A 10,703-nucleotide genomic window follows, 5' to 3' on the forward strand; every position below is an offset into this window, starting at 1 on the left:
GCCGCCGTGGGTCCGACAGAAGTTCATATCATCGGCGGGCGCGTGAGAAACGGCTATTTCAGCCTGGTCGGCAATTGGGCGAAGAATGCGCTCTCCAGCATCCAGGCCGATATCTGCTTTCTCGCCGCCGACGCACTCGATCAAAACGGAATTACCACCGCCACCTTCGAGGAAGCCGAGACCAAGCGTCTCGCTATGTCGCGCGCCAAACGCGTAGTGGCCATTACCGATCACAGCAAATTCGGCAATCGGGTGTTCGCGGAAGTCTGCGGGCTCGACGCCATCGACGAACTCATCACCGACAAGGGCGGCAGAGATCAGATCGCGCCTTATCGGGAGTTGATACCGGCCATCAAACTCGTCTGAGAGGCGCGGCCGACAACATGAAAGAAAGGCAAGGAATGTCAAAGTTCAAGCAGCTCTTCGGCGACAAGAAACCCATCATCTCGATGGTGCATCTTATGCCGATGCCCGGCTCGCCCCTCTACGATGCGAATGCGGGCATTGACGGCATCGTCGCCGCGGCGCGCAAGGATCTCGAAGCTCTGCAGGAGGCCGATGTCGACGCGGTCATGTTCGGCAACGAGAACGACCGTCCGTACGAGCTGAAAGTCGACATCGCCTCAACGGCGGCCATGGCCTATGTGATCGGCCAGCTTCGCAACGAGATCAAGAAGCCGTTCGGTGTGAACGTTCTCTGGGATCCGATGAGCACCGTGGCACTGGCAGCCGCGACGGGCGCATCCTTCGTCCGTGAGATCTTCACCGGAACCTATGCCTCAGACATGGGGCCCTGGACACCCAATGCCGGCGAAGCGCTGCGCTACCGCAACCGCCTCGGCCGCGACGACCTGGTGATGCTCTACAACGTTTCGGCCGAGTTCGCCGATTCCATGGACAAGCGGCCGCTGGCCGATCGCGCCCGCTCCGCCGTGTTCTCTTCGATACCCGATGCCGTGCTCGTGTCTGGTGCCATCACCGGCGAGGCTGCAGAGATGAACGACCTGCAGTCGGTGAAGGAAAAGGTCACCGACACGCCAGTCCTGGCCAATACGGGCGTTCGCCACAACACCGTGGGCGATATTCTCAAAGTCGCCGATGGCTGCATCGTGGGATCGTCGCTCAAGGTCGACGGGAACACATGGAACCCGGTCGACCCCGAACGCGCCAAGGAATTCATGCAGATCGTCAAGACCGCGCGCGGCGGCTGACCGTCGGTTCCAAGGGAGGAAGACCATGGACGCGAGACAGGACACAACCGGCTCACACCTAAAAAGCCTGGGCATACTGGCGACGCTGATTTTCGTTGCGCTTGCAATCGCCAGCCCGACATTCCTGTCATCGTCGAACCTCAAGTCCATGGGCTTCCAGTTCCCCGAATTCGGGCTGCTGTCGCTTGCGGTCCTGCCTACGATGATTTCCGGCGGCATCGACCTTTCGGTGGTCGCGGTCGCCAATCTGGCCTCGATCGTGGCTGCGGTAACCATGAAAGCGGGACCGGGAGTGGCATGGCTCGCCATTCCCGCCGGCCTTGCGGTCGGGCTTGCCTGCGGGGCCTTCAACGGTTTTCTCGTCGCCTATCTTCGGCTGCCGCCGATCCTGGCGACGCTCGGTACCATGCAGCTCTTTTCGGGTATCGGCATCATCATCACGCGCGGCCCCGCCATCACCGGCCTGCCCGACTGGTATACGACGTTCGGCAACTGGTCGGTCGGCGGAGTGCTTCCGCTGCCACTCGTGCTTTTTGCACTGGTTGCTTCGGGTCTGGCCTTCCTTCTGCGCCGCACGCCAGTGGGCATGCGCCTGCGCCTGTTCGGTGCGAACCCCGTAGCAGCCGGTTTTGCCGGGGTGCCCGGCAAGAGGTTGATTATTCAAATCTATGCTATCGCCGGATTCATCGCCGCCCTTGCGGGCCTCGTGGTTCTCGCGCGCGTCAACTCGGCGAATGCCGATTATGGCAGTTCCTATCTGCTGCTCGTTATCCTTATCAACATCCTTGCAGGTGTGAACCCGGCAGGCGGGTTCGGCACCGTCACCGGCGTTGCCCTGGCGGTAATCTGCCTGCAATTCATCTCCAGCGGCCTCAACATCCTCTCCTTCAGCGCCTTTTCCCGCGACCTGTTTTTCGGCGGACTCCTGATCGCCGTCATGTCCTATCGCGCGGCCTTCGGTTCCTTCGATATTCGGGCGCTCTTCAAACGAAAGGCTCATCAGACATGAAAGAGCGCCTCCGCTCCCTGCTTAAATCCCTGATGCTCACACCGGGACTGTCCGGACACGAAGACCGCGTGCGCCGCCGCATCGAAAAGGAACTCGGCGATCTGCCGCTTTCCATGCGCACGGATCGCCTCGGCAATCTGATCGCCACGCTGGAAGGAGATGAGGGGGCGCCCTCGGTCATGCTCTTTGCCCACACTGACCAGTTGGGTTTCATGGTACGCAAAATCGAGGACAACGGCCTCGTGCGCATCGAACGACTGGGGGGCATCCCCGAAAAAGCGTTGCCTGCACAAGCTGTCCTTTTTTGCGTTGGTGAAGGTTGCGATGTTCGCGGCGTCATCGCCAACAAGAGCCATCACGCAACCCCGCCGGAAGAAAAATACAAGGTTACCCCCTATCAGGAGGTTTTCATCGATGTGGGCGCGGAAGATGCCGACAGTGTCAAGGCACTCGGCATCCAGATCGGCACCCCGGTCGTCTACGATCCACGCGTCATCGAACTGAACGACAACCGGCTCATCGGCACATCGGTCGACGACCGCGCGGGATGTGCGATCATTGTCGAGGTCGCACACGCGCTTGCGGCCGAAGGCCCGCGCCCCACGGTGCATTTCGTTTTCGCCGTGCTGGAGGAATTCAATCTTCAGGGCGCCATGGTCGCAGCCCGCGCGATCAATCCCGACATCGCCATCCAGCTCGATCTGGCACTCAATGCCGACACGCCCGACATGACCCAGCGCGGAGAAGTGGCGCTCGGGCACGGTCCGGCGATGAGCCTATATTCGTTTCACGGACGCGGCACGCTGAACGGCACCATTCCACACCCCGCACTGCCGAAACTCTTTTCCGACACCGCCGCCTCGGAAGGCATCAACCTGCAGCGTACGGCCCATACCGGTGCACTGACCGATTCTTCCTATGTGCAGCTCGTCAATGAGGGCGTCGCCTGTATCGATATGTGTTTCCCCTGCCGTTACACGCACACCTCGCTCGAAATGTGCGACCTGCGCGACCTGGAGGCGCTGACGAAACTGCTGATCGCCGCGATCCGCAGGGTCGACGCCGATTTCAGCCTGAGCCGGGATGACTACACCTGATGGATTGTTACCTCGGCATCGACATCGGAACCTTCGAAACCAAGGGCGTTCTGGCCGACGGTCAGGGGCGCATTCTGGCCATGGCGAAGCGACGGCACGACATGATCGTGCCGCAGCCCGGCTGGGCCGAACATGACGCCGAGACAGATTGGTGGGGCGAATTCTGCGCCATCAGCAAGGAGTTGATCGCCACCACAGGCATCGCCCCCGGCGACATCAAGGCGGTGGCGGCAAGCGGCATCGGCCCATGCATGCTGCCCGTCGACGCAGACGGAAAACCGCTGATGAACGCCGTGCTCTACGGCGTGGACACCCGCGCCTTCGCGGAGATCGAGGAACTGACCGCCGAGATTGGTGAGGAAACACTGCTCGCCGAATGCGGCAACGCCCTCACCTCGCAGTCGGTTGGCCCAAAGATCCTGTGGCTAAAGAAGAACCGGCCCGAGCTCTATGCCCGCACTCACAAGGTGATGAACTCGTCATCCTTCCTGGTGCACCGGCTGACGGGACGCTTCGTCATCGATCATTACTCGGCGTCTTCCTCAAGCCCGCTCTACGACATTCACACCAATCGGTGGACCGACCGCTACGCCGACCGCATCATCGCGCCCGAGCGTCTGCCGGAGCTTCTCTGGAGCACCGAGATCGCCGGCCATGTGACGGTACAGGCGGCGAAGGAAACCGGACTTGCGCCAGGCACGCCGGTCACCGCAGGCACCATCGACGCGGCGGCCGAAGCTGTCAGCGTCGGCGTTCTGGGAACCGGCGAAATGATGATGATGTATGGCTCTACCATGTTCATCATCCTCGTGACGGATCACCGTGTGGAGGACGGACGGCTGTGGTATGCGCCATGGCTTTTCCAGGGACAGCACGCCTGCATGTCCGGCACCTCCACCAGCGGCACGCTCACCCGCTGGTTTCAGGAACAGTTCGCCCGCGAACTCGACGAGGAGGAGGCTCTGCGGCTGCTCGCCGAAGAGGCGCAGGGCGCACCGGTCGGCGCAAACGGCATCGTGGTCCTGCCCTATTTCTCCGGCGAACGCACGCCTATCCACGATCCCCATGCGCGCGGCGTGATTTTCGGCCTCGATCTCACCCATACACGGGCGGACATCTATCGCGGTTTCCTCGAAGGTATCGCGTATGGGGTGACGTCCGTGATCGAGACCTACGAGACAGCCGGCGCATCGATCGAGCGCATCGCCGCCGTCGGTGGGGGCACCAAGAATGCCGTCTGGTCGCAGGCGATTTCCGACGCCAGCGGAAAGACGCAGGACGTTGCCGGCAACACGGTCGGCGCAGCTTTTGGAAGCGCTTTTCTCGCCGCGGTCGCCGTGGGTGCGGCCCAACGAAACGACATTCGGGACTGGAATCCCATCAAACGGAACATCGTTCCGGACGAGAAGAGCCGCGCTGTCTATGGCGCGCGCTACCACACATTCAAGGAATTGTACGCCCGCAACAACGATCTCATGAGGGGAGCGGACCAGCGGGCGTCCGATGAAGCCTGACAGGCGGCCATCCCGGCCGTCGGGGCGCGTTTGTAAAGTAACAGGAGGAGTCAAATGGCTTTGAACTTGAGGAAACTGACCGCCGGCGTAGCGCTCGGCGCCGCGCTGATCGTCGGAGCCGGCGCCGTTACCCACGCACAGGATGCCAAGCAGACCATCGTCACGGTGGTCAAACTGTCGGGCATCGCCTGGTTCAATCGCATGGAAGAAGGCGTCGAACAGTACGCCGAGGAAACCGGTCACGATGCAACCCAGGTCGGACCGGCTTCCGCCGATGCGGCCCTGCAGGTGCAAATGATCGAAGACCTGATCGCCAAGAAGGTCGACGCCATTACCGTGGTGCCGAATTCACCGGAGGCGCTCGAGCCGGTTCTCGGCAAGGCCCTGAATGCCGGTATTAAGGTCGTCGGCCACGAGGCCTCCAGCCTCCAGAACATCACCTATGACGTGGAAGCCTTCGACAATGCGGCCTATGGCCGTCACCTGATGGAAGCGCTCGCACAGGCCATGGGCGGCGAAGGCGAATATGCCGTGTTCGTTGGTCACCTGACAGCCAAGACCCACAATGAATGGGTCGACGCCGCCATCGAATACCAGAAGGAAAAATACCCGGACATGACGCTTGTCACCGACAAGCTGGAGAGCAACGAACAACAGCAGACCGCCTACCAGAAGACCAAGGAACTTCTGCGCACCTATCCGAACCTGAAGGGCATTCAGGGTTCGGCCGGCGAGGATGTCGTCGGTGCGGCTCTGGCCGTTGAAGAAGCCGGCCTCGACGGCAAGGTCAAGATCGTCGGCACCAGCCTCGTTTCGGTTGCCGGCCCCTATCTGGAGACCGGCGCCATCGAGATGATCTCCTTCTGGGATCCCGCGAAGGCCGGCATCGCCATGAACAAGGTCGCTTCCATGGCCATCGCAGGTGAAGAGGTCACCGACGGCATGGACCTCGGCGTCGAGGGCTACAACGCCATCAAACTCGACGGCAAGGTGCTTTACGGCCAGGCATGGGTCGATGTCACCACCGACAACATGAGCGAATACGACTTCTGATCGTAGCGCGCTGACGTGATCGGAAACGAGAGACGCATGGAGCCCGCCTGTGGTCCTGGCATCAGGACCGGCAGTCGTCTGCGCGCCTCTCGATCCAACCGCCGCCGGGCCTTTTTCGCCCGGCGGCCTTGCCTGAACAACAGAGATTTCCCATGAACGACGAAGCGAGCCAAAGCACGCCCATTCTGCAGATGCACGACATCCGCAAGGCCTATGGCCCGGTGCGCGTGCTCGAGGACGTCAATCTCGAACTGAGCACCGGCGAGGTGCGTTGCCTGGCCGGCGAGAACGGCTCCGGCAAATCGACACTGATCAAAATCCTGTCGGGCGTGGTCAGCGCGGACGCAGGCCAGGTATCGCTGAACAGCCGGCAACTTGGCAACGACCCGATGGGCGCCATCACCGCCGGCCTTTCGGTCATTTACCAGGACTTTTCGCTGTTTCCCAATCTCAGTGTCTGGGAAAATATCGGCTTCCTGACCTCGGTCACCTCGGAGGACGTACTGCACAGGCGCAGCGCGCGCCGCAGACTGGCCATCGACACGCTGAAGCGCATGCAGGTGGAGATCGACCCCGACGCTCCGGTTGAACTTCTCCCCGTCGCATCCAAACAGCTCGTCGCCATTGCCCGGGCGCTCGCCAACAGGGCGCGCATCATCGTCATGGACGAGCCGACCACCGCGCTGACGCGCAGCGAGGTCGCCCATCTTCTCGAGATCGTCAGCGCACTGAAGAAGGAAGGCGTTTCCTTCCTGTTCGTCAGCCACAAGATCGAAGAGGTCTTCGCCGTCTGCGACACGGTCACCGTGCTGCGTGATGGCTCCGTGGTCGTGGAAGGCCCCATCGGCGCGTTCGATTCCGAACGGCTCGTCGAGGCCATGACCGGCCGTTCCGTGGACAGTCAGCGGCTGCCGCGCGAAGAAAGCCCTGTCCAGCGCCCCTTCCTCGCCGCCGAGGGCCTCGGTCGTCGCGGCAATTTCGCCGATGTGGATCTGGAATTGCGCCCAGGCGAAATTGTTTCGGTCGTCGGCCTTCTTGGATCGGGGCGCACCGAACTTGCACAAACGCTTTTCGGCTACATGAAGCCGGATGCCGGGCGCATTGCAATCGACGGCGAGGCCGTGTCCTTTAAAAACCAGCACGACGCCATCGACCGGGGCATCGCCTATGTGCCCGAGGACCGGCTGACCGAAGGTCTTTTCCTCAGCCAGCCGATCCGCGACAACATCACCGTTTCCAGCCTCGAGAAGTCGACGCGTTTCGGCATCGTTCGTGCCGCCGGCCTGATGCAACGCGCACGCGACGCCATCAAAAACCTGCGCATCAAGGCGCCCGACGTGACGCCTGCCGTGGCCACGCTTTCGGGCGGCAACCAGCAACGCGTCGTTCTCGCTCGCTGGATGGAGCGCGACCCCAAGCTTTTGATCCTTAACGGCCCGACAGTCGGCGTCGATGTGGGCTCCAAACGCGAGATTCACGAGTTGCTCGTCTCGCTCAGCCGCAGCGGCACGGCTGTCATGGTCGTAACCGACGACATAGCCGAAGCCATCGCACTGTCCGACCGCATTCTGGTGATGGTGCGCGGACGCATCACCGCCAGCTTCGACGCGGCGACCGTGGACGAAGACACGCTCTACAACGAAGTCATCAGGGAGGACCGGACATGAACGCGCTCGCCCGCATCTTTGCAACCCCGCAGGGCATCGTGTTCCTCGTCGCGGTGCTTTTCGCACTCGTCCTCGGCCTGTTGAACCCGGCGTTCTTCACGCCCTCGACGCTGATCGATCTGGCGCGCAACGGGCTCGTGACCGGCATTTTCGCGCTCGGTGTAATGATGGTCCTCGCCTCAGGCGGCATCGACGTTTCGCACACAGCCATCGGCGCGTTCGCCATGTACGCGACGATGAAGATCATTCTGGGCATAGACCTCGACCTGCCGATCATCGCCTATTTCGTCATCGCCGCCGCCATCGGCGCGGGGCTCGGGCTCATAAACGGTCTGCTCATTGGCGGACTGGGCCTCAACACGCTCATCGTAACGCTCGGCACGCTGTCCTTCTTTCGCGGCGCATTGCTCACCTTCCTCGGCACCACCTACATCACCTCGGTGCCGCGCGAGGTCATCAACTTCTCACGCACCATCCTGATCCGCATCGAGAACGCGGTCGGCCAGATGGTGTCGCTGCCCGCCTCTTTCCTCGTTCTGGTCGCCGTCACCATCGTGCTCGCCATCATCATGAACTTCACCCTGTTCGGGCGGAAGGTCTATGCAATCGGCGGTTCGGAAGAAGCAGCCCAACGCATTGGCATCCGCATCAAGCGGGTCAAGGTGCTGATCTATGTGATTGCCGGCGCGATTGCCGGTCTTGCCGGCATGACCCATGTGACGCTTTCGCGCATGGCCAATCCGTTCGATCTCGTCGGCATGGAGCTTAACGTCATCGCCGCCGTGGTTCTGGGCGGGGCGCGCATCACCGGCGGGCACGGAACCGTGCTCGGCACGCTTCTCGGCGTGTTCGTGATCACCATGATCAACACCACACTGCTGATGGCCGGCGTTCCGTCCTACTGGCAGAAATTCGTCATCGGCTGTCTGATCATCGTGGGCACCGGCCTGCCGATCGTCTTCGACCGTCTGGCAAAACACCGCCAGCGCATGGCGCGCCCGCTGGAAGCCTGAACGCCGGCTTGAACGCAACCCCCTGGGAGCACAAGGTATGAAAAAGATCCTGAACGACCCCGCAGACTATGTCGATGAAATGCTCGAAGGCATGGTCGCGGCTCATCCCGAAACCTATGCGCAGCCGGTGCGTCGCGTGATCGCGCGGGCAGCGGGCGCGAAAAAGGGCAAGGTCGGCATCGTGACGGGCGGCGGCTCCGGTCATCTCCCGATCTTTACCGGCTATGTGGGCACCGGCCTGCTCGATGCCTGCGCCATTGGCGACGTGTTCGCGAGCCCCTCCGCCGAGCAGATGGCCGAGGCGATCCGGCTGGCCGATGGCGGCGCGGGCGTGCTGCGGCTCTACGGCAATTACGGCGGCGATGTCATGAATTTCGACATGGCCGGCGAAATGGCCGAGATGGAACATGACATCCGCACCACCACCGTGCTTCTGACCGACGATGTGGTTTCAGCTCCGAAGGAAGAGGCCGAGAAGCGGCGCGGCGTGGCCGGCATGGTCTATGCCTTCAAGATCGCGGGCGCTGCCGCCGAACGCGGCGACGATCTGGATGAAGTCACCCGCATCGCCCAGAAGACCGCCGATGCCTGCCGCTCCATCGGCATGGCGCTGACGCCCTGCACCATCCCGCAGGCGGGCAAGCCGACCTTCGAGATCGGTGAGACGGAAATGGAAATGGGCATGGGCATCCATGGCGAGCCCGGCATTTGGCGCGACGCGATCAAGCCCGCCGACGAGATTGCAGAAGAAATGCTGGATCGCCTCCTTGCCGACCAGCCGCTCGCAAAGGGCGACCGCATTTCCATTCTCGTAAACTCGCTTGGCGCGACGCCCGCTGAAGAGCTCTATATTCTCTACCGCCACGCAAGAAAGAAGCTCGATGCGCTCGGCGTCGAGATCGTGATGCCGCTGGTCGGCCGCTACGCGACCTCCATGGAGATGACGGGCGCGACCATCACCGTCATCAAGCTGGATGAAGAGCTTGAAAGCCTGCTCAAGGCTCCCGCAGACTGCGCCTTCTGGCGCGTGTAAGGAGTGGACGCGATGATCGACAGTTCAGCCATCGCAAAAGCGCTGAGCGGCATTGCCGCGCACACCGCGACCGCCAGCGAGGAGTTGTGCAGCGCCGACGGCGCACTCGGTGACGGCGATCTCGGCATCACGGTTTCCAAAGGGTTTGCCGAAGCCGCAGGGGCCGAACTGCCTAACGATGTGGGCATCGCGCTTCTTACGGTCGCGAAAGCGTTCCAACGTGTCTCGTCATCCTCCTACGGCACGCTGCTGGCGACCGGTTTCATGGCGGCGGCAAAACTGGAAAAGGGAAAAACGGGAATAGCGCCGGAAGACATTCCGGGTCTTGTCGCCGCTGCCCGCGACGCCATGATGGCGCGCGGCAAGGGAAATCTCGGCGACAAGAGTGTGCTCGACAGTCTGGATGCCGTTGCCGAGGCACTCCGGGATACACCTCGCGGAGACATGATCGACACGGCGATCACAGCCGCAGCAGAATCGATTGAACGGTTCCGCGACCAGCCCAGCAAGCTCGGTCGCGCGCGCATGTTCGGCGAAAAAAGCGTCGGACTGGCCGACCCCGGCCAGTTGGCCTTTTTGCGCATCCTCGAAGGACTGAACGGGACATAAATCGACTGGAGGAAGCCCCGCGGGGCGAGACGAGAACGATAACAAGTCGGGCAAGCCGCCCTGGACCGTGCAGTTGGCGATAAACGCCAATACCCGTCGTTGTGGCGGCTAAAGATGTTCAAACAGTCTCGCGAAGGCGCATCTTCTCCGCCGCACCTGGCATGAACGTCTGTTCGGCGGCCCGCTTGATTTTCCTGCGCTCTTCCTTCTGCTTCGACAGAAACCAGGCAATTGTGTACTGAATCGCGATGCCGACACCCAGCAGCGCTGCATCCGTCGCGAAATCGGTCTCGTAGCGCAGACGCAGGATCTGAAGCGCAATCGCCAGGACAGAACCGGTGGCAAAGACCGCAAGGCCGTTCTTGCCCATCAATTCGACGGGTCGGAAGATCGGCCATTGGAAAACGCGCAAAACCCAGGCGACATTGGTCAGGACATAAGCGAGCGCCATCACATGCAGGAGGCGTGGCACTGACAGAAAGGTCTTGTCGATGCCG

10 protein-coding genes and 1 pseudogene are annotated in these 10,703 nt (G+C 61.9%); 10 read left to right on the forward strand and 1 reads right to left on the reverse strand.

The features are described 5' to 3' along the window. From QZ638_RS19080 to QZ638_RS19125, 10 genes and pseudogenes are all read left to right on the forward strand, one after another. Positions 1–366: pseudogene (locus QZ638_RS19080) on the forward strand (hypothetical protein); the annotation flags it as partial. A gap of 35 nt (positions 367–401) precedes the next feature. Further along, positions 402–1,211 (forward strand): BtpA/SgcQ family protein, encoded by an 810-nt coding sequence (locus QZ638_RS19085; RefSeq protein ID WP_295813486.1) that lies wholly within the window; start codon positions 402–404, stop codon positions 1,209–1,211. 25 nt (positions 1,212–1,236) lie between these two features. Continuing rightward, positions 1,237–2,220: an ABC transporter permease gene (locus QZ638_RS19090; RefSeq protein WP_295813487.1), complete on the forward strand. Its 984-nt coding sequence runs from the start codon at positions 1,237–1,239 to the stop codon at positions 2,218–2,220. After that, positions 2,217–3,317 (forward strand): M42 family metallopeptidase, encoded by a 1,101-nt coding sequence (locus QZ638_RS19095; protein WP_295813488.1) that lies wholly within the window; start codon positions 2,217–2,219, stop codon positions 3,315–3,317. Before QZ638_RS19090 ends, QZ638_RS19095 begins: the two co-directional genes overlap by 4 nt. Continuing rightward, positions 3,317–4,831 carry an FGGY-family carbohydrate kinase gene (locus tag QZ638_RS19100; RefSeq protein WP_295813489.1) on the forward strand — a complete coding sequence of 505 codons (1,515 nt, stop codon included), beginning with the start codon at positions 3,317–3,319 and terminating at the stop codon, positions 4,829–4,831. Before QZ638_RS19095 ends, QZ638_RS19100 begins: the two co-directional genes overlap by 1 nt. 54 nt (positions 4,832–4,885) lie before the next feature. After that, the gene (locus tag QZ638_RS19105; RefSeq protein ID WP_295813490.1) at positions 4,886–5,884 is read left to right on the forward strand and encodes an autoinducer 2 ABC transporter substrate-binding protein; all 999 of its coding nucleotides are present in this window, start codon (positions 4,886–4,888) and stop codon (positions 5,882–5,884) included. A 152-nt stretch (positions 5,885–6,036) separates the two neighbouring features. Continuing rightward, positions 6,037–7,551, forward strand: coding sequence for a sugar ABC transporter ATP-binding protein (locus QZ638_RS19110; protein ID WP_295813491.1), 1,515 nt, complete (start codon positions 6,037–6,039; stop codon positions 7,549–7,551). Next, positions 7,548–8,564, forward strand: coding sequence for an ABC transporter permease (locus tag QZ638_RS19115; RefSeq protein WP_295813492.1), 1,017 nt, complete (start codon positions 7,548–7,550; stop codon positions 8,562–8,564). The genes QZ638_RS19110 and QZ638_RS19115 overlap by 4 nt, the downstream gene beginning before the upstream one ends. Positions 8,565–8,601: 37 nt before the next feature. Further along, positions 8,602–9,597, forward strand: coding sequence for a dihydroxyacetone kinase subunit DhaK (locus tag QZ638_RS19120; RefSeq protein WP_295813493.1), 996 nt, complete (start codon positions 8,602–8,604; stop codon positions 9,595–9,597). Between the two features lie 12 nt (positions 9,598–9,609). Next, positions 9,610–10,206, forward strand: coding sequence for a dihydroxyacetone kinase subunit L (locus QZ638_RS19125; RefSeq protein ID WP_295813494.1), 597 nt, complete (start codon positions 9,610–9,612; stop codon positions 10,204–10,206). 118 nt (positions 10,207–10,324) lie between these two features. Here QZ638_RS19125 and opgC read toward each other — a convergent pair. Next, positions 10,325–10,703: OpgC domain-containing protein (gene opgC / locus QZ638_RS19130; RefSeq protein ID WP_295813495.1), on the reverse strand; the 379-nt coding region annotated here is incomplete at its 5' end.

This window comes from uncultured Nitratireductor sp. (assembly GCF_913053745.1).
In the GTDB taxonomy this organism is placed as follows: domain Bacteria; phylum Pseudomonadota; class Alphaproteobacteria; order Rhizobiales; family Rhizobiaceae; genus Nitratireductor.

Coding starts and splice junctions, on each gene's coding strand:
- QZ638_RS19125 (WP_295813494.1), top strand. CDS start 9,610: ATGATCGACAGTTCAGCCATCGCAAAAGCGCTGAGCGGCATTGCCGCG.
- QZ638_RS19095 (WP_295813488.1), top strand. CDS start 2,217: ATGAAAGAGCGCCTCCGCTCCCTGCTTAAATCCCTGATGCTCACACCG.
- QZ638_RS19115 (WP_295813492.1), top strand. CDS start 7,548: ATGAACGCGCTCGCCCGCATCTTTGCAACCCCGCAGGGCATCGTGTTC.
- QZ638_RS19120 (WP_295813493.1), top strand. CDS start 8,602: ATGAAAAAGATCCTGAACGACCCCGCAGACTATGTCGATGAAATGCTC.
- QZ638_RS19110 (WP_295813491.1), top strand. CDS start 6,037: ATGAACGACGAAGCGAGCCAAAGCACGCCCATTCTGCAGATGCACGAC.
- QZ638_RS19085 (WP_295813486.1), top strand. CDS start 402: ATGTCAAAGTTCAAGCAGCTCTTCGGCGACAAGAAACCCATCATCTCG.
- QZ638_RS19090 (WP_295813487.1), top strand. CDS start 1,237: ATGGACGCGAGACAGGACACAACCGGCTCACACCTAAAAAGCCTGGGC.
- QZ638_RS19105 (WP_295813490.1), top strand. CDS start 4,886: ATGGCTTTGAACTTGAGGAAACTGACCGCCGGCGTAGCGCTCGGCGCC.
- QZ638_RS19100 (WP_295813489.1), top strand. CDS start 3,317: ATGGATTGTTACCTCGGCATCGACATCGGAACCTTCGAAACCAAGGGC.